Genomic DNA, 18,115 nt, shown 5'->3' with positions numbered 1-18,115 from the left:
GCCGTAGCGTAGCGAAGAGCCCGGAGCGCGGAACGCTGAGGGTTGAGGACTTCCGGCGGTCCCGGATCGGCCTTTGGCCGTCCGGGATGACAAGTGCTCTACTAAACCGCTCGCGGCGGATAGCCGCTCTCGCGCAGGGCTTCCATGACGTCCTGGGTGTGCTGGGCGTCGCGGGTTTCGATGGTGATGTCGAACTCCGCGCCTTTGGCCGGCACGTCCAGGGCCAGGCGGTTGTGGTTCACCTCGATGATATTGGCGCCCATGGTCCCGATCACCGAGGCCACGGTCGACAGCAGGCCCGGGCGGTCGTCGCCGATGATCCGCAGGCTGATCAGGCGCTGGGCGCGGACCAGTTCGCGGGTCAACACCGAGGCCAGCAGGCGGGTGTCGATATTGCCGCCGCACAGGATCAGGCCGCACTTCTTGCCCCGGAAGCGTTCCGGATAGGCCAGCAGGGCGGCCAGCGAGGCCGCGCCCGCGCCCTCGGCGATGGTCTTCTCGACGTTGCAGTACAGCGAGACGGCCTGTTCCAGATAGGGCTCTTCCAGCAGCAGTACGTCGTCCAGCAGTGGGCGAACGACGCCATAGGTCAGCTCCCCGACCTGTTTGACCGCGACGCCTTCAGCGATGGTCTGGCCGCCGCAGTGAGCGGCGACACCGCGCATCTTGGCGGTGAAGGACGGGTACATGGCCGGTTCGCAGCCGATGATGCGGATATCGGGCTTCAAGGCCTTAGCCGCTGTCGCCACGCCGCTGATCAGGCCGCCGCCGCCGATCGGCACGGGCAGGACCTCGAGGTCGGGCGCGTCTTCCAGCATCTCAAGAGCGATCGTGCCCTGGCCGGCCATGATGTCGTAGTCGTCGAACGGGTGGACGAAGGTCAGGCCCTGCTCGTCGCGCAGCTTGCGGGCGTGGGCGTTGGCGTCGTCATAGGTCTCGCCCTCGATGACCACGGTCGCGCCGAAGTCGCGCGTGTGCTGCACCTTCACGAAGGGCGTCGTCTTGGGCATGACAATGGTGACCGGCACGCCAAGGCGGGCGCCGTGATAGGCCAGGCCCTGGGCGTGGTTGCCGGCGCTGGCGGCGATGACGCCGCGCTGCTTTTCGGTCTCTGACAGAAGCATCAGCTTGTTCAGCGCGCCGCGCTCCTTGTAGGCGGCGGTGAACTGCAGGTTCTCGAACTTCACCCACACCTCGGCGCCGGTAATCTTCGAGAGGGTCTTGGAGTGGCGGCACGGCGTGCGCTCGATCTGGCCTTGGAGACGGCCGGCGGCGGCCTGGATGGCGGCGAGGTCGAGGGTCATGTCGTCCACTTCTGTCGCGGCGAAAAAGCGCCGTGGCCGCGCCTCTAGCACGGCGAGGCTTTCCGTTCACGTCCCTTACGGCGCTTCGGTCAGCAGCTTTTCTATCGCCGCCCAGGCTTCCGGCTCGGTCAGCATGGGCGCGTGACCGACACCGGGGACTTCGGCATAGGCCATGTCGGGCGCGGCGGCGCGCATCCGTTGGGCGATGTCGCCGTCGATCAGGTCGGAGATGGCGCCGCGCACCAGCAGCACCGGCCGCCCCTTCGTCAGGGCCCGGAACAGCGGATACATGTCCGGCGGCGCCAGGGCCTGACCGCCCTCGGCCTGGGTCTTGGCCGCAGCCTGCGCGGCGGCCTTGATCGGGGCGGAGATATCGGGGTCGTAGGCCAGCACGAAGCCGTCGTCGGTTTCGTCGAACAGGCGGCGGGCGAAGGCCTCCCAATCGTCCGGTCCATAGCCCGGGAAGGCCGCCTCGTTGATCGCCGTGGCGTAGGCTACGGCGGCGTCCCAGGTGTCGAAGCGGCTGGCGAGACCGGTGTAGCCGGCGATCCGGGCCAGTCCTACCGGCGACAGCTCGGGACCGACATCGTTCAGCACCGCCGCCGCGATGGCTTCGGGCTTCAGCGAGGTGAGCACCAGGGTGATCAGCCCGCCCATGCTGGTGCCGACGAACACCGCGCGCTCGATACCGGCCGCCGCCAGCAGGCTGACAACGTCGGCTGCGTAGGTTCCCGGGTGGTAGTTCATCGGCTGGGGATCGCGCGCCGAGAGGCCTCGTCCTCGCACATCTACCGCCAGCACGCGACGGCCTGTGGCGGCGATCCTGGGAGCCAGGTCCTCGAAGTCTCGGGCGTTTCGGGTCAGGCCGTGGATGCAGATCACCGGAGCCCCGCGCGCCTCCCCGGCCGGCGCGTAGTCGCGCGCGTGCAGCCGGAGGCCGTCGTGGGAGGTCCAGAACAGGTCGGTGAAAGCGGTCATCTCAAATCCTCTCCCTAAGGGAAAGGTGTCGCCGAAAGGCGACGGAGAGGGAAGTGGTAGGCTCTCCGGAACTTCCCCCACCGTCCGCTTTGCGGACATATCCCCCGCTGGGGGAGGATCTCAGTACTCGAACGGCGACTCTATTTCGCCCAGCAGCGGCGCTGTGTTGTCGCGATCGTTGGCGGTGATCTCCGTAACCGGGATCGGCCAATCAATCCCGATGGCGGGATCGCTCCAGCGCACGCCGCCTTCGGCCTGGGGCGCGTAGTAGTCGGTGACCTTGTAGAGCACCTCGCAGGCGTCGGTCAGGGTCACATAGCCATGGGCGAAGCCCTTGGGCACGAGCAGTTGCTGGCGGTTTTCGGCCGACAGCTCGGCCCCGACCCATTGGCCGAAAGTCGGCGAGCCTTTGCGAATGTCGACCGCCACGTCGAAGATCGAGCCGACCACGCAGCGCAGCAACTTGTCCTGGGCGTGGGGCGGCTTCTGGTAGTGCAGGCCGCGCTGGATGCCGCGCGTCGTCGAGCGCACATGGTTGTCTTGGACGAACGCCGCGTTGAACCCGGCCTCTTCCAGCGCCGCCTGGCGGAAGGTTTCCGAAAACCAGCCGCGCTCATCGCCATGACGCGCGGGCGTGATAAGCAGCACTTCGGGGATCGCCAGCGGCGTGATCTTCATGACGCGATACTTTGTTCTGGAACTCGTTGACCACCGATGCCGCCTGAAACGATCGAACACAAGACCGGCCCGGCGGTGACGGTGATCATTGTCTCGTACCAGAGCGGTCCGACGCTGGAGCCTTGCCTGGCGAGGCTCGCGGCGCAGACATTCCGCGACTTCGAGACGATCCTGATCGACAACGCCTCGACCGACGGCGCGCCCCAGGCCGCCGCCAAGGCTCACCCGTGGGTCGATTTCGTCGAGGCGGGCGTCAATCTCGGCTTCGCCGCCGGCAACAATCTGGCGGCCCGCCGCGCCAAGGGCCGGTGGCTGGTATTGCTCAATCCAGACGCCTATGCCGAACCCGACTGGCTTGAAGAGCTAATGGCGGGCGCCGCGCGCCACCCGACCGTGAAGAGCTTTGCCTCCCTCCAGCTCTCCGCCGATCGTCCCGGCCTGCTGGACGGGGCCGGGGACAATGTCACCAGCGCGGGCATACCGTTCCGTGGCGGGTATGGCCGCAAGGCCCCGGCGGTATTACCCGAGGGCGAGGTGTTCTCGGCCTGCGGCGCGGCGATGCTGATCGACCGGGAGCTTTTCCTGGCGGTCGGGGGCTTTGACGAGCGCTACTTCTGCTACTGCGAGGACGTCGATCTGGGCTATCGCCTCCGGCTCTATGGCGAGCCTACGCTGCTCTTGCCCAAGGCCAAGGTCGCTCATGTGGGCTCAGCCAGCACCGGGGTTCGGTCGGATTTCTCGATCTTCCACGGCTCGCGCAACCGCGTCTGGACCTTCTTGAAGAACACGCCTGGCTGGCTTTTGCCGGTCACGCTGCCGCTGCATGTGGCGGTCACGGCCGGTCTGTTGCTGCTGCACTGGCGGCGGGGGGACGTGGCCCCGGCCATCCGCGGCATCCGCGCGGCCCTAAAGCGCGAGGATCTGGACCAGGTGATGGCCGACCGCCGCGAGATCCAGGCCCGGCGGAAGGTTTCACCGGGCGCGATCCTGCGGGTGATGTCGATCGATCCGGCGGCGTTCATCGGCCGGCGGTTCGTGATCAGGAAATGGAGAGGGGGCTAACTGTCCCCGTCATCCCGCGCTTTATGCGCGGGACCCATTTGTCCGCCACAAGTGCGCAGCGGAATGAAGCTCTCACGTGGAAGCTGAACCATGGGTCCCGCGAACAAGTCGCGGGATGACGGCTATTGAATTGTCAGGTCCTCGATCAGCCGCCTCATGAACGCCGCGCCGCGCTGCATCTGGCTGATCTCGACATACTCATCGGGCTGGTGGGCCTGGTCGATCGAGCCCGGACCGCAGATCACGGTCGAGAAGCCCGCGCCCTGGAACTGCCCGGCCTCGGCGGCGTAAGGCACGACGCGCGCCGGGCCGTTATCGCCGGCCAGTTTGCGCGCGAAGGCTTCGGCGACGCCGTCTTCCTCGGGCGCGAAGGCGGGCGTCAGTGAGCGTCGCTCGACCTTGACGCCGCCCTCGGGCGCCTTGGCCTTGATCTCGGCGTTCAGGGCCGACGCCATGGCGAAGAAGTCCGACAGCAACGCGACAGGATCCATCCCGGCGGGCGTCCTCAGATCGAAGATGAACACGCATTCGCGCGCCAGGATGTTGACCGCCGTGCCGCCGTTCACCTGGCCGATGGTGAGGGTCGCGCCCTTCGGCGTGAACGGCGAGTTCGGGTCGGCCTCACGCTCCAGCCTTTCCGACAACGCGACCAGCATAGCCATCAGCTTGATCGCAGCCATGTTGGCCGAAACGCCCAGATGCGTGAGGCTGGAATGGGCCTCGCGACCAGTGACCGTGACCTTGAAGCTGGCGATGCCCTTGTGGGCGCGCACCGCGACCATGTCGGTCGGCTCGCCAACCACCACCAGGGCGGGGCGAGGCGTTTCGCTGGCGATCACCTCGATCATGTCGGGCGCGCCCAGACAGCCGACTTCCTCATCATAGGAGAAGGCCAGATGCACCGGTCTGCGCAGGGGCGCGGCCGCCAGGTCGGGCGCGGCGGCCAAGGCCAGAGCCAGGAAGCCCTTCATGTCGCAGGTCCCGCGCCCATACAGCCGCCCGTCGCGCTCCGTCAGCGTCCAGGGATCGCTCGACCAGGGCTGGCCATCGACCGGCACCACATCCGTATGGCCCGACAGCACGACCCCGCCGTCGACCGCTGGTCCGATGATCGCCATCAGGTTCGATTTCGTCCCGTCTGCGTTCGGCACGCGGCGGGTCGGGACGTTCAGGTCGGCCAGATAGCGCTCAACCCATTCGATGAGCTCGAGGTTCGAGCGGCGCGAGGTGGTGTCGAACGCCACCAGCTTGGCCAGGATGTCGATGGCGCGGGCGGACAGGGCTTCGGAGGAGGCGACCATAACCCGAGCCTAGACCCGTTTGCGCGGGATCCGCCACCCCGGCGCCCCTCAGGACTTGGCGTCGCAAAGACATGCCCCTGTGGCGGCCAGCCTGCGCGCCGTTGGGTGATTTCGTGCTCGCCCTTTGGGATCAAGCGCTTTTCTTTGCGCGCGGGCTTCTCTAGAGGGAGCGGACCATGATCCTGACCCTCTCCTGCCCCGACCAGCGCGGCATCGTCGCCAAGGTCTCCGCCTTTCTGTTCGAGCGCGGCTGCAACATTCTCGACGCCCAGCAGTTCGACGACCAGGAGACCGGTCAGTTCTTCATGCGCGTGGTCTTCGACGCCGACGGCGCGGACCGCGAGGCGCTTCGCGGCGACTTCGGCGACCTCGCTGACGGTTTCAAGATGAAGTGGACCCTGCGCAATCGCGCCGACCGCTACCGGGTGCTGCTGCTGGCCAGCAAGTTCGACCATTGCCTGGCCGACCTCGTCTATCGCTGGCGCATCGGCGAGCTGCCGATGGACATCACCGGCGTGGTCTCCAACCACCCGGCCGAAACCTACGCTCACGTCGATCTGTCGGGCCTGGCTTTCCATCACCTGCCGGTGACCAAGGAAACCAAGTTCGAGCAGGAAGCCGAGCTGTGGAAGCTGATCCAGGAGACCAAGACCGACATCGTCGTGCTCGCCCGCTACATGCAGGTGCTATCCGATGGTCTGTCGGCCAAGTTGCAGGGCCGGTGCATCAACATCCACCACTCCTTCCTGCCAGGCTTCAAGGGCGCCAAGCCCTACCACCAGGCCCATGCGCGGGGCGTGAAGCTGATCGGCGCCTCGGCCCACTATGTGACCGGCGACCTCGATGAAGGCCCGATCATCGAGCAGGACGTCGAGCGCATCAGCCATCGCGACACACCCGAGGACCTTGTCCGCAAGGGCCGCGATATCGAGCGCCGGGTTCTGGCGCGGGCCCTCCGCTATCGCCTGGAAGACCGGGTGCTGCTCAATGGCCGCAAGACGGTGGTGTTCACCGACTAGGCGCCGAGAGTTGCGCGTACACTAAAAACTGGATACGGGGCTTGCTCCTTGAAGAGGCGAGAGCCGTCCAGCGCATGTCGCAGCAAAATCTCCGCGTGATGGTGACCGGCGGGTCGGGCTTCATCGGCTCAGCCGTGTGCCGTCATCTGGCCGGCCAGAACGACGTCGCGATCCTCAACTACGACAAGCTGACCTACGCCGCCTCGCAGGCCAGCCTGGCCATGTTGGAGGGCAAGGCCGACTATCAGTTCGTGCAGGGCGACGTCGCCGACGCGACGGCGGTCAGCGCCACGATCAAGGCGTTCCGCCCGGACGTCGTAATGCATCTGGCCGCCGAGAGCCACGTTGATCGCTCGATCACGGGGCCTGGCGACTTCATCCAGACCAACATCGTCGGCGCCTATGTGATGCTGCAGGCCGCGCTGGAGCATTGGCAGGGCCTGGAGGGCGAGGCCAAGGATCGCTTCCGCTTCCACCATATCTCGACGGACGAGGTGTTCGGCAGCCTGGGCGCCGAGGGGCTGTTCAGCGAGACCACGCCCTACGATCCGCGCTCGCCCTATTCGGCGTCGAAGGCCTCGTCGGACCATCTGGCGCGGGCCTGGCATCACACCTACGGCCTGCCGGTGGTGGTCTCCAACTGCTCGAACAACTACGGACCCTATCACTTCCCTGAGAAGCTGATCCCGCTGGTCACGCTGAACGCCCTCGAGGGCAAGCCGCTGCCGGTCTACGGCAAGGGGGACAATGTCCGCGACTGGCTGCATGTCGAGGACCACGCCCGGGCCCTGCACCTGATCGCGACGAAGGGCATCCCCGGCGAAAGCTACAATGTCGGCGGCCGCAACGAGCGCACCAACCTGCAGGTCGTCGAGGCGATCTGCGATATCCTTGATGAGCTCCGCCCGATCGCGGGCCAGAGCCGCCGCGACCTGATCACCTTCGTCACCGACCGTCCCGGCCACGACGCCCGCTACGCCATCGACGCCACCAAGCTGGAGACCGAGCTTGGCTGGAAGGCGCAAGAGACGTTCGACACCGGCCTGCGCAAGACCATCCAGTGGTACCTCGACAACCAGGCCTGGTGGGGACCGCTGCGCGAGCGCTACGCGGGTCAGCGGCTGGGCCTCACCAAGTAGGCTACGACCACGTCACGCTGGAAAAGCCCTGCTTGCTCGGCGACAGTCCATCGTTGTCATAAGGGCGTTGTGGGAGGTCGCGTGTCCAAGAAGTTCGTGCTCGCCGTTGCGGCGGCTTCGCTGCTTTACGCGGGAACCGCGCCCGCGATCGCCGCGCCCGCTCGCGCCGTCGAGGCTTCGGCGAGCGTCAAGATCGACAAAGCCAGGATCGACGCGGCGCTGAAGGCCATGGTCGACAGCGGCCGCGCTGTCGGAGTCTCCGCGCTGGTCTGGAAGGATGGGCAGGAGCGCTATTTCGGGGCGGCGGGGATGGCCGACCGCGAGGTCGCAAAGCCGATGCGTCGCGACACCCTGGTCCAGATCTTCTCGATGACCAAGCCCGTCACGGGCGTGGCCCTGATGCAGCTTTGGGAGCAGGGCAAGTTCGGCCTGGACGACCCGCTGTCGCGCTACCTGCCCGAATTCGCCGACATGAAGGTGTCGGACGGCCAGGGCGGCGTGCGGCCGGCGGCGCGGCCGATCCTGATCCGCGACATCCTGCGCCACACGGCGGGCTTTTCGTACGGCTGGGGCGAGACCCCTGCCGATGCGGCCTTCCGCGCCGCCGATCCGCTGAACCTGAACAACGACCTCGCCGAGTTCGGCCGTCGCCTGGCGACCGCGCCCTTGCTGTACGATCCGGGCGAGCAATGGAACTACAGCGTCGCCGTCGACGTCCAGGCGCTGCTGGTGGAAAGGCTGTCAGGCCAGCCGTTCGAGACCTACGTCAAGGCCAACATCCTTGGGCCGCTGGGCATGACGAGGACCGCCTGGACCCAGCCGGAGGCCGCCTTCGCCGGTCTGGCGGCGACCTACCAGAAGGGTGCGGACGGCAAGCTGGCGCGCCAGGACGACGCCGTCACGCGGCGGATGAACTTCGACCCCAGCCGACGCCTGACCATGGGCGGGGCGGGGCTAGTGGCGTCGATCGACGACTACGCCCGCTTTTCCCGCATGCTGCTCGGCGAAGGCGCTTTGGACGGCGTACGGATCCTCAAGCCCTCGACCGTGCGCTTGATGGCCTCCGACCATCTCGATCCCCGGGTGACGGCGCGAAGCTGGCTCCCCAGCAAGGGCGCCGTCGGCTTCGGCTTCGATGTCGCCGTCCGCAAGCGCCAGCCCCAGACGCCGGACGAAAATCGCGGGGCGGTGGGCGAATACTTCTGGGACGGCATGGCCAGCACGGTGTTCTGGGTCGATCCGGCCAACCAGCTGACCGCGGTCTTCTTCGTGCAGACCGTGCCGTTCGACGGGACCCTGCACCGGGATCTTCGCGCGGCCGTCTATGGCCCAGACTATCTGGGGCCGAAGGGCGACTAAGGCTTCGGCTGGGCGGCCAGGGCGGCGGTCTTGGCCGCGCAGCCCCGCAGGGTCTCGCCGTCGATCCAGACCTCGGCGGCGTAGCCGTAGCGGCGGTCCGACATGCCGTCCGAGCATTCGCCCGGCGTGAGCCGCAGGACCAGCCTTTGTTCGCCCGCCGTGCCGTCCCAGACGCCCTGCTCGCCATCGGCTCGCACGCCTGGGTTCGCGGTGGTCACCTCAGGCTGGTCCGGACGCGTCAGGGTGAAGCTGGCGGCGCGGACCTTCACCGACCAGAAGGGCTCGGTCCCGATCGCATCGAAATCGCCGGAATAGTCGGGGCCGACCGTGATCGGCGCGTCGGCTGGCGGCGGCGCGTCCTCCGACGAGCCCATCGGCGCTCCGCAGGCGGCGAGCATCAGGGCGGCGGTGATCAGCAGGGCGTGACGCATGTCTCTGGCTATCCCCCAAAGGTCGCTTGAGGCTAGACTCCCCCGTGATGAATCGGAACGGTCAAAGGCGCTTTCTGGAGTTCTTCGCCGGCGGCGGCATGGCCCGTCTCGGCCTGGGCGACGCATGGTCGTGCGCTTTCGCCAATGACTTCGATCCCGTCAAGGCCGCGACCTATCGCGCCAATTTCGCGGACGCCGCCGAGCATTTGCAGGAAGGCGATGTTTTCGCGCTCAGCGCCGAGCGCTTGCCCACCGCCGATCTGGCCTGGGCCTCCAGTCCTTGTCAGGACTTCAGCTTGGCGGGCGGCCGGGCGGGGCTCTCGGGCGGCCGGTCTTCCGCTTTCTTCGGCTTCTGGAGTCTGATGCGGGCCCTTTCTGCGGAGGCGCGCGCGCCGTCCGTGATTGTGATCGAGAACGTGGTCGGCCTTCTGACCTCGCACGGCGGCGCTGACTTCACCGCGCTGTGCCAAGCCCTGCATGAGGAAGGTTATCGGTTCGGCGCGCTGGAGATCGACGCCGCCGCGTTCGTGCCTCAGTCCAGGCCGCGCGTCTTTGTTATCGCCACACGGAACCCGCCCGGCGACCTCGTTGGGCCCAGCGCCTTCCACACGCGGGCGGTCCGCGAGGCGGCGGCGCGTCTGCCGCCGCTGCTTCAGGCGTCCTGGATCTGGTGGGGCGCGCCGTCGCCGCCCGCGCGCAACACGGACCTCGCTACGATGCTGGAGCCTGACGACAAGGTCGTCTGGAACCCGCCGGAACGCACCGCAGCCCTGCTGGCGCTGATGGCGCCATCCCATCGCGCCGCCGTCGAGGCCCGTCAGGCGGGACGCGAACGGGCCGTGGGCGCGGTCTTCCGGCGCATGCGCGGCGGGGAGCAGCGTGCCGAGGTCCGGTTCGACGGTCTCGCCGGATGCTTGCGCACCCCCAGGGGCGGTTCTTCGCGCCAGACTCTGCTGGTGATCGACGAGGGGCAAGTTCGTTCCCGCCTGATCTTGCCGCGCGAGGCCGCACGCCTGATGGGGCTACCCGAGAGCTATCAGCTGCCCAAGTCCCAGACCGCTGGCCTGCAGGTCATGGGCGATGGCGTCGCCGTTCCCGTCGTTCGCTGGCTCGCCGAAACTCTTCTGGCGCCGCTTGTTGATAGCAAAACTGCAAGCCTCGCCGCCGAATGACCCCCTGACAGCGGCCTGAGGCGGGTCTAGGGTGCCGCCTCCCCGCAACAGGCCCAAGGGTGTTCCGATGGACGACGCTTCCTCCCTCTACGACGCCGCCCGCTTCAAGCGCGCGGGCCGCGGTAAGATCTATGACTCTATCATCGACACGATCGGTGACACCCCGCTGGTGCGCCTGCCCCGCCTGACGGCCGAGCTGAACCCCAAGGCCGAGGTCCTGGCCAAGCTGGAGTTCTTCAACCCGATCGCCTCGGTGAAGGACCGGATCGGCGTCTCGATGATCGAGGCGCTGGAGGCGCAAGGGGTCCTCAAGCCGGGCGCGACGATCATCGAGCCGACCTCGGGCAACACCGGCATCGCCCTGGCCTTCGTGGCGGCCGCCAAGGGCTACAAGCTCACCCTGGTCATGCCCGAGAGCATGTCGATCGAGCGTCGCAAGATGCTGCTGCTGCTGGGCGCCAAGCTGGAGCTGACCCCGGCCGAGAAGGGCATGCGCGGCGCCGTCTCGCGCGCTCAGGAGCTGATCGAGGCGACGCCTGGCGCGGTGATGCCGCAACAGTTCGAGAACAGCGCCAATCCGCTGATTCACCGAGTCTCGACCGCGGAGGAGATCTGGAACGACACCGCCGGCGCGGTCGACGCGGTGGTCTCGGGCGTCGGCACCGGCGGCACCATCACCGGCGTTGGCCAGGCGCTCAAGGCCCGTAAGCCGTCGCTGAAGATGGTCGCGGTCGAGCCCGAGGCTTCTCCGGTCCTGTCGGGCGGCGCGCCCGGCCCGCACAAGATCCAGGGCATCGGCGCGGGCTTCGTGCCGGGCGTGCTGGATCGCGGCGTGATCGACGACATCGTCCAGGTCAGCAATGACGACGCCTTCGCCATGGCGCGTCGCGCGGCGGCCACCGAGGGTCTGCCGGTGGGCATCAGCTCGGGCGCGGCCCTGACGGCGGCGTTCGATCTGGCCCTGCGCGACGCCTACAAGGGCAAGACGATCGTCGTGATCATTCCCAGCTTCGCCGAGCGCTACCTGTCGACGGCTCTGTTCGACGGCCTGTAGGCCGGCGGTCGGGCGCCGTGTCCGACGTCTATGACAAGGCCAAGCGGTCGGCCGTGATGGCGCGTGTGCGGAGCCGGGACACCGGTCCTGAGCTCCGGCTGCGGCGATTGCTGACGGGGCTGGGCGCTCGTTATCGTCTGCATCGCAAGGACCTGCCGGGTTCGCCGGACGTGGTCATGCCGGGACGGAGGCTGGTCTTCTTCGTGCACGGCTGCTTCTGGCATGGCCATGACTGCGCCCGGGGCGCGCGCACGCCGAAGGCCAATCGCGACTATTGGCAGGCCAAGATCGCCCGAAACGTCACGCGAGATGCGCGGGTCTTGGCGGCTCTGTCTGACGCCGGATGGCGGGCCGAAATTGTCTGGGAATGTGACTTCAGAGATGAAGCGGCGCTAACCGCTCGACTTCAGGCGCTGCTCGAGGCGACGTCGGGACCAGCAAGCCCGTCAGCGTCACCCGCAGCCATGACCTGAGCGAGCGTCGAGAACAGTTCCGCCGGATCGATCGGTTTGGCGACGTGCGCGTTCATGCCGGCCGCCGCGCAAGCCTCCCAATCCTTGACCGTGGCCGAAGCGGTCACCGCGATGACCGGGGCGTGGCGATTGGGCCCCTGGGCGGCGCGCAGGACGCGCGTGGCCTCGCGGCCGTCCATTCCGGGCATGTAGACGTCCATCAGAATGGCGTCGAAGACCTCCGAGCGGAGAAGTTCGAGGGCTTCCTCGCCCGACTCGACCAGGGTCGCCTCTACGCCAAAGGGCTGCAGGATCAGTTCGACCGCGCGTCGATTTACGACGTGATCGTCGACGACCAGCACACGCAGGCCGCTGATCGAGGGGCCGTTGGCCTGAACCTGAGGCGCTTCGGCGGCTTCCAGCAGGACAGACAGGCGGAAGCACGCGCCCTGGCCTTGCGCACTGACGGCGATCAGATCGCCGCCCATCAGCCGCGCCAGCTCGCGGCTGATGGCTAAGCCAAGGCCGGACCCGCCGTGTTGGCGAACCACCGAGGCGTTCAGCTGGTCGAAGGGCGTGAACAGGCGGGGCAGGGCGGCCTCCGGAATGCCAGGGCCCGTATCCAGTACTTCGACGCGGAGGCGTATCTGATCGTCGACGGTCTCGGCCGCCAGGGTGACGGAGACCCCGCCGTGCGAGGTGAACTTCGCCGCGTTGGATAGCAGGTTGTTCAGCACCTGTTTGAGGCGCATGGCGTCGCCGACGACCCACTGAGGAATGGTTGAGGCGCCGGTCACCCGCAGCTTCAGCCCCTCGCGGGCAAGCTCCGGGCGCCACAGGCGCAGCGTGTCCGACAGGCTTTGGCGGAGGTTGAACGGGGTCTTCTCCACCGACATTCGGCCCGCTTCGAGACGCGAGAAGTCCAGCAGATCGTTCAGAAGCGTCCGCATCAGTCCGCCGGCGTCGGCGATCAACTGGGCGTGAACCTTGGAGCTAGCCTCGGGAACCTCGCTGTGCAGGCGGGCGGCTCCTGCGAGAATGGCGCTGATCGGGGTCCGAAGCTCGTGGCTGATCATGGCCACGAAGGCCGATTTCGCCGCGACGGCTTCTTCAGCCTCATGGCGGCGACGCTCGGCCTCCGTCTTGGCGTCGGCCTCGGCCTTCAGGGCGGCGCGGAGGGTGCGTGACGCGACAGCCACCGCCGCGATCAGCAACAGCGCCCCAAACCACAGGGCGTTGGCCAGAGGCGCGTCGGGATTGGCCTGGCGGGCGATGATCGGGATGATCAGGAGATAGAGGATATGCGGCGTGGCCGCGGCGATGGTCGCCGAGCGCAGGCTTCCGTTGACGACGACGACATTCATCAGCGCCCCGGCCAACAGCATACCCCCCAGGGTCGGCGCGAACCGCGCTTCGGAAGCGAACAAGGGGATCGCCAGGAACCCGAAGACGGCGGAGGTCAGGAAGGGCGGGACGGTGGTCGCCACACGTCGCCAAGGATCACCTGGACGCGCCGGACGTTCGAAGGTCCGGATCGAAAGCCAGGTCTCGAAGAGTTGGATTGCGGTGTAGAGCCCGGCCCAGATCCAAACCCAACGCATGCCCACAAAGACATGCAGGATCACGGAGATCGCCAGGGTCGACGCCAGGCGCAGGTACGTATTGGCGCGTCGCGAGGCGACGGCGCGGGCCACGTCGATCTCCTTTGTTGCGGCGCTCATGGGCGCTCTGTCCCCCCGGAGATCGCAGAGCAATCCCTAACCCGATCACGCTAGCCGTGAGGGGCTAAAAGGAAATGAAAGACCAGCGTTTCGTCAATGGCTTGGCGAAATCAGCGGGCTAAGGTTCATTGTTGCGCAAGCGGGCCCAAAACCGGCAGTATAGGGAATAAAATTCCAATATGAGCCGATTGCCGCTGCCGACCCTCGGCGGTGCGGCGGCCTTACGAGGGCGGCGCTCCGAATACGCGCGCCAGATCGGCGGAATCGACGCCGTCCAGCTCCAGCCGCTTTAATCGCGATGTCTCGCCCGCCGCCAAGCGAACGGCTGACCGCGGAACCTTCAGGGTCTTGGCGACGAAGGCGATCAGGGCCGCGTTCGCCGCACCCTCGACGGGTGGGCTTGAGACCCGCACCTTCAGGTAAGGACGACCGTCGCCGTCGTGCGCCCAACCCTCTGCGGCGTCGCGGCCGCTACGGGGGGTGAGGCGCACCACGAGGGTGAGGACCACCAGATCAGCCGAGGATGCCGATCAGCGTGCCGCGCAGCGCCGGCAGCAAGTAGTTCTGCACGCCCGATATGATCAGCAGCACGATGATCGGGCTGATGTCGACGCCGCCCAGCGACGGAATCATGCGCTGGAAGGGGCGCAGCACCGGCCCGGTGACGCGATCCAAGAAATCCAGCACCTGGTACACGGCGGTGTTGCGACGATTGATGACGTCGAACGCCACGAGCCAGCTCAGGATCGCGGAGATCACGATCGCCCACCAGAGAAGGCTGAGCAGGCCGCCCAGGATGAAGAAAACGAATTGAATGATGGCGGTCATGGGTTTCCCGTCCGAACTTTCCGCTTCTTGCCGCGCTACGCGCGCGCTGGCAAGCAAGGAGCCGCTTGACGAGCGCGCTTTGGGGCCGTATCTCCGCCGCTCCTTGGGGCCGTAGCTCAGATGGTAGAGCGCCTCGTTCGCAATGAGGAGGTCAGGGGTTCGATTCCCCTCGGCTCCACCAAGGACCTTCCAAAGTCAGTTTAAATGTTCGATCAGGCCCCGGCTCGGGGTCGGTTTCGCATTTTCTTGCCTATCGTCGCGTTGACCCTGCGACGACGCGCCACAGCCCAGATTTACCGAACGGCGCCCTCTCGTCCGCAAGATCGGCGGGCTTCGATCAATCGCCGGGGGGCGTAGATGCGTCAGGCCAAGACGAAACGGGGCTTAAGTGGGCTGGTGGCTTGCTTGGGTTTAGCCGGCGCCGTCCTGACGGGCAGCGCGGCCGCCGCCGAGGGCGATCCGGCGATCCAGCTCAGCCTCGCCTACAAGGCTGATGTCGCAGCGACGCTGAGCGGCGGGCTCGCCAAGCGCGGTCGCCTTCTGGACAATCTGCAGATCTTCGCTGACGCCGACCTGGACCGGGCTATCGGCTGGAAGGGCGCGATCGCCCATGTCCAGTTGTTGAACAACAGCGGCGCGACGCCGAACGACGACGTCGGCAGCTTGCAGGGCGTGGACAACATTGAGGTCTCGCGTCACCGCTTGCGCCTGTTCGAGGCCTGGATTGAGCAGGGCTTTGGCGACAGGGGGTCGGTCCGCGCCGGCCTCTACGATCTCAACAGCGAGTTCTACGCCAACGAAAGCGCGGGCTTGCTCCTTGCTCCCGCCTTCGGCATCGGCTCGGAACTTGCCGCTACGGGGCCGAACGGCCCCTCGATCTTTCCCTCCACCGCCCTGGCGGTGCGGTTCCGCTGGACGCCAACTGAACACCTCTTTGCCCAAGCGGCTGTCGTGAACGCTGACGCGGGCGTGCTGGGTGATCCCGGTGGCGTGAGCACCTCCTTCGACCATGGCGTCCTGATGATCGCCGAAGCGGGTTGGCAGGGGCGTGGCAAGGTGGCCCTTGGAGCCTGGCGCTATAGCGATCAACAGGATGATGTAAGGGCCCTGGGCCCTTCCGGAGATCCGGACCGGTCTACCGCGCAGGGCGCCTACGTGCTGCTGGAGCGTACGCTCAACGGCGACGACGATTCGCTCCGCAAGACGACCGCCTTCGCGCGTGTTGGCGTATCCGATGGCGACACCACCGCCTTCAGGGGCGGGTGGCAGGCGGGGGTGCTCGTCGAAAGGGTTTTTGAGGCGCGGCCCGACAGCGCGTTCTCGCTCGGCCTCAACCAGGCGTTCCTGTCCCGCAAGTATCGTGACAACGCCTGGGATGCGGGGCGACCGCTCGAGCGCGCCGAAAGCGCGATCGAGGTCACCTATTCCGACCGGATCGGGCCAGTGACCATCCAGCCGGACCTGCAATATGTGCGAAATCCCGGAGCTGACCGCACCGTGAAGGACGTCCTGGTCTTCATCGTGCGCTTCGGGGTGGCGTTCTAGACCCCACCCCGCGCGGAACCTCAGGCGCTCGCCGCTTCGGCCACGGCTTCGGCGGTGATGCCGAACTCCTTGTAGAGGCGCTCGAACGGGGCCGAGGCGCCGAAGCTCTTCATGCCGACGAACTTGCCGTTTTCGCCGATGAAGCGCTCCCAGCCCATCCGGATGCCGGCTTCGACAGCGACGCGGACCGGGGTCTTGCCGATGACGGCGGCCTGGTAGGCGGCGTCCTGCTTGTCGAACAGCTCCCAGCAGGGCGTGGAGACGACGCGGGTCGGCTTGCCCTGGGCCTGCAGGATGTCGCGCGCGGCGACGGCGACGCCGACCTCAGTGCCTGAGGCGAAGATCGTCACCTGCGCCTCGCCGCCCTCAGCGGCCAGCAGCTCATAGGCGCCCTTGGCCGACAGATCGCCGCCTTGGATGCGAACGTGAGGGGTCTTCTGGCGCGACAGGGTCATCACCGAGGGCGTGCGCTTGTGTTGCAGCGCCGCCTTCCAGCATTCGGCGGCTTCCACCGCGTCGGCCGGACGGAAGACCAGCAGGTTGGGAATGGCGCGCAAGGACGCCACGTGCTCGACCGGCTGGTGGGTGGGGCCGTCTTCGCCCAGGCCGATGGAGTCGTGGGTCATCACGTGGATGACGCGGGCTTCCATCAGGGCGCCCAGGCGGATCGCGGCGCGGCTGTAGTCGGCGAAGGCCAGGAAGGTCCCGGAATAGGGGATGATCCCGCCATGTAGCGCCATGCCGTTCATGGCCGCGGCCATGCCGAACTCGCGCACGCCATAGTGGACGTAGCGGCCCTCATAGCCGGGAGCGTCGAACGCGCCCATGCCCTTGACCAGGGTGTTGTTCGAGCCGGTCAGGTCGGCCGAGCCGCCGATCATCTCGGGGATGGCTGGGATCAGGTGATCCAGGGCCGAGCCGGAGTGAACGCGGGTGGCGTTGACCGGCTTGGCTTCCAGCGCCTTGGCGATGTGGGCGTCCAGCGCCTCAAAAGCGTTGGCCGGCAGCTCGCCCTTCATGGCGCGGGTGAAGTCGGCGCCCTTGGCAGAGGCGGCCAGCTTAGCCTCCCAGGCCTTGCGGACCTTGGCGCCGCGACGGCCGACGCTCTTCCAGGCCTTGGCGATGTCGTCCGGCACGGTGAACGGCGCGGCGTCCCAGCCCATGGCCACGCGCGAGGCGGCGATCTCGTTGTCGAACAGGGTGTAGCCGTGGCTGTGGGGGTCGCCTTCTTTGGGGCCAGCGCCCTTCGAGATCAGCGTCTTGCACGCGATCATGGTCGGGCGGTCCTGCTTGGTGGCCCAGCGCAGGGCGGCGGCGATCTTGCCGTGGTCGTGGCCGTCGACGACCTTCACGGCCCAGCCGGCGGCCTTGAAGCGCGCGACCTGGTCACCGGTCTCGGCGATGGTGGCTTCGCCGTCGATGGTGGTGTTGTTGTCGTCGAACAGCACCGTCAGCTTCGAGAGCTTCAGGCGGCCGGCGATGCTGATCGCTTCGTGGCTGACGCCTTCCATCAGGCAGCCGTCGCCGGCGATGACCCAGGTGCGGTGGTCGACGAGGTCAGAGCCATAGCGGGCGGCCAGGTGCGCCTCGGCCATGGCCATGCCGACGGCGGTGGCTAGGCCCTGGCCCAGCGGGCCGGTGGTGGTCTCCACGCCCGGCGTGTGATGAACTTCCGGGTGGCCGGGGGTCAGTGAGCCCCACTGACGGAAGTTCTCGATCTCCTTCATCGTCACGGCCTTGAAGCCGGTCAGATGTAGCAGAGAATAGAGCAGCATCGAGCCGTGGCCGGCCGAAAGCACGAAACGGTCGCGGTCGGCCCAGTCGGGCTTGGAGGCGTCGAACTTCAGGAACTTGCCCCACAGAACCGTCGCCACGTCGGCCATGCCCATCGGCATGCCTTGGTGGCCGGACTTGGCCTTGTGCACGGCGTCCATGGAAAGGACGCGGATCGCGTCGGCCATCTTGATGGGCGAAACGGGCATGGGGGCTTCCGTCTTTATATGTTTTGCGGGGCTGCGCGAGGGGCGCACTCGCATGGGAACCCTTGAGGGTCAACCCGCGCGCCGTCTTGA

Annotated in this window: 17 protein-coding genes, 1 tRNA gene and 1 pseudogene; 9 read left to right on the top strand and 10 right to left on the bottom strand. The window is 67.2% G+C overall.

The window, feature by feature from the left end; all coding sequences use genetic code 11:
* Positions 1–101 precede the first annotated feature (101 nt).
* The 3 genes from ACT53N_RS04490 to rfbC form a co-directional block, all read right to left on the bottom strand.
* The gene (locus tag ACT53N_RS04490; RefSeq protein ID WP_476062775.1) at positions 102–1,304 is read right to left on the bottom strand and encodes a threonine ammonia-lyase; all 1,203 of its coding nucleotides are present in this window, start codon (positions 1,302–1,304) and stop codon (positions 102–104) included.
* Positions 1,305–1,379: 75 nt separating this feature from the next.
* Positions 1,380–2,282, bottom strand: a complete 903-nt coding sequence (locus tag ACT53N_RS04485) for an alpha/beta fold hydrolase (protein WP_476062774.1) — start codon at positions 2,280–2,282, stop codon at positions 1,380–1,382.
* Between the two features lie 120 nt (positions 2,283–2,402).
* The gene (rfbC, locus tag ACT53N_RS04480; RefSeq protein WP_476062773.1) at positions 2,403–2,960 is read right to left on the bottom strand and encodes a dTDP-4-dehydrorhamnose 3,5-epimerase; all 558 of its coding nucleotides are present in this window, start codon (positions 2,958–2,960) and stop codon (positions 2,403–2,405) included.
* Positions 2,961–2,996: 36 nt separating this feature from the next.
* On the opposite strand from rfbC, the gene ACT53N_RS04475 reads away from it, so the two are divergent.
* On the top strand, positions 2,997–4,022 hold the full coding sequence (locus tag ACT53N_RS04475; protein ID WP_476062772.1) for a glycosyltransferase family 2 protein: 1,026 nt from the start codon (positions 2,997–2,999) through the stop codon (positions 4,020–4,022).
* Positions 4,023–4,030: 8 nt separating this feature from the next.
* Here the strand turns inward: ACT53N_RS04475 and ACT53N_RS04470 are convergent.
* A pseudogene (locus ACT53N_RS04470) lies at positions 4,031–4,114 on the bottom strand (hypothetical protein); the annotation flags it as partial.
* A 30-nt stretch (positions 4,115–4,144) separates the two neighbouring features.
* Positions 4,145–5,323, bottom strand: coding sequence for an acetylornithine deacetylase (gene argE / locus ACT53N_RS04465; RefSeq protein WP_476062771.1), 1,179 nt, complete (start codon positions 5,321–5,323; stop codon positions 4,145–4,147).
* Positions 5,324–5,499: 176 nt separating this feature from the next.
* On the opposite strand from argE, the gene purU reads away from it, so the two are divergent.
* From purU to ACT53N_RS04450, 3 genes are all read left to right on the top strand, one after another.
* Entirely contained in the window at positions 5,500–6,342 is an 843-nt protein-coding gene (gene purU, locus ACT53N_RS04460; protein ID WP_476062770.1) for a formyltetrahydrofolate deformylase, read from the top strand.
* Between the two features lie 74 nt (positions 6,343–6,416).
* Entirely contained in the window at positions 6,417–7,481 is a 1,065-nt protein-coding gene (gene rfbB, locus ACT53N_RS04455) for a dTDP-glucose 4,6-dehydratase (RefSeq protein WP_476062769.1), read from the top strand.
* Between the two features lie 81 nt (positions 7,482–7,562).
* Positions 7,563–8,840: a serine hydrolase domain-containing protein gene (locus ACT53N_RS04450; protein ID WP_476062768.1), complete on the top strand. Its 1,278-nt coding sequence runs from the start codon at positions 7,563–7,565 to the stop codon at positions 8,838–8,840.
* Here ACT53N_RS04450 and ACT53N_RS04445 read toward each other — a convergent pair.
* Positions 8,837–9,271, bottom strand: a complete 435-nt coding sequence (locus ACT53N_RS04445; RefSeq protein WP_476062767.1) for a COG3650 family protein — start codon at positions 9,269–9,271, stop codon at positions 8,837–8,839. The genes ACT53N_RS04450 and ACT53N_RS04445 overlap by 4 nt on opposite strands.
* Before the next feature lie 47 nt (positions 9,272–9,318).
* Between ACT53N_RS04445 and ACT53N_RS04440 the strand changes: the two genes are divergently transcribed.
* From ACT53N_RS04440 to ACT53N_RS04430, 3 genes are all read left to right on the top strand, one after another.
* Positions 9,319–10,443 (top strand): DNA cytosine methyltransferase, encoded by a 1,125-nt coding sequence (locus tag ACT53N_RS04440; RefSeq protein ID WP_476063389.1) that lies wholly within the window; start codon positions 9,319–9,321, stop codon positions 10,441–10,443.
* A gap of 67 nt (positions 10,444–10,510) precedes the next feature.
* The gene (cysK, locus tag ACT53N_RS04435) at positions 10,511–11,497 is read left to right on the top strand and encodes a cysteine synthase A (RefSeq protein ID WP_476062766.1); all 987 of its coding nucleotides are present in this window, start codon (positions 10,511–10,513) and stop codon (positions 11,495–11,497) included.
* A 17-nt stretch (positions 11,498–11,514) separates the two neighbouring features.
* Positions 11,515–11,970 carry a very short patch repair endonuclease gene (locus ACT53N_RS04430; RefSeq protein ID WP_476062765.1) on the top strand — a complete coding sequence of 152 codons (456 nt, stop codon included), beginning with the start codon at positions 11,515–11,517 and terminating at the stop codon, positions 11,968–11,970.
* Here ACT53N_RS04430 and ACT53N_RS04425 read toward each other — a convergent pair.
* The 3 genes from ACT53N_RS04425 to ACT53N_RS04415 all read right to left on the bottom strand — a co-directional run bounded on the left by ACT53N_RS04425 (position 11,904) and on the right by ACT53N_RS04415 (position 14,498).
* The gene (locus ACT53N_RS04425) at positions 11,904–13,670 is read right to left on the bottom strand and encodes an ATP-binding protein (protein WP_476062764.1); all 1,767 of its coding nucleotides are present in this window, start codon (positions 13,668–13,670) and stop codon (positions 11,904–11,906) included. The two genes, ACT53N_RS04430 and ACT53N_RS04425, sit on opposite strands and share 67 nt — an antisense overlap.
* 221 nt (positions 13,671–13,891) lie before the next feature.
* Positions 13,892–14,182 (bottom strand): DUF167 domain-containing protein, encoded by a 291-nt coding sequence (locus ACT53N_RS04420; RefSeq protein ID WP_476063388.1) that lies wholly within the window; start codon positions 14,180–14,182, stop codon positions 13,892–13,894.
* 1 nt (position 14,183) lies between these two features.
* The gene (locus ACT53N_RS04415) at positions 14,184–14,498 is read right to left on the bottom strand and encodes a YggT family protein (RefSeq protein WP_476062763.1); all 315 of its coding nucleotides are present in this window, start codon (positions 14,496–14,498) and stop codon (positions 14,184–14,186) included.
* Between the two features lie 105 nt (positions 14,499–14,603).
* Here ACT53N_RS04415 and ACT53N_RS04410 point away from each other — a divergent pair.
* Both ACT53N_RS04410 and ACT53N_RS04405 read left to right on the top strand, forming a co-directional pair.
* A tRNA-Ala gene (locus tag ACT53N_RS04410) sits at positions 14,604–14,679 on the top strand.
* A 176-nt stretch (positions 14,680–14,855) separates the two neighbouring features.
* Complete coding sequence (locus ACT53N_RS04405; RefSeq protein WP_476062762.1) at positions 14,856–16,043, top strand: carbohydrate porin; 1,188 nt, start codon at positions 14,856–14,858, stop codon at positions 16,041–16,043.
* 20 nt (positions 16,044–16,063) lie between these two features.
* On the opposite strand, the gene tkt is transcribed toward ACT53N_RS04405, so the two are convergent.
* Positions 16,064–18,025, bottom strand: coding sequence for a transketolase (tkt, locus tag ACT53N_RS04400; RefSeq protein ID WP_476062761.1), 1,962 nt, complete (start codon positions 18,023–18,025; stop codon positions 16,064–16,066).
* Between the last annotated feature and the right edge of the window lie 90 nt (positions 18,026–18,115).

Source organism: Caulobacter sp. DMC95 (genome assembly GCF_056313785.1).
The sequence above is the reverse complement of the archived record's forward strand: the minus strand, read 5'-3'. Positions and strand labels throughout refer to the sequence as shown.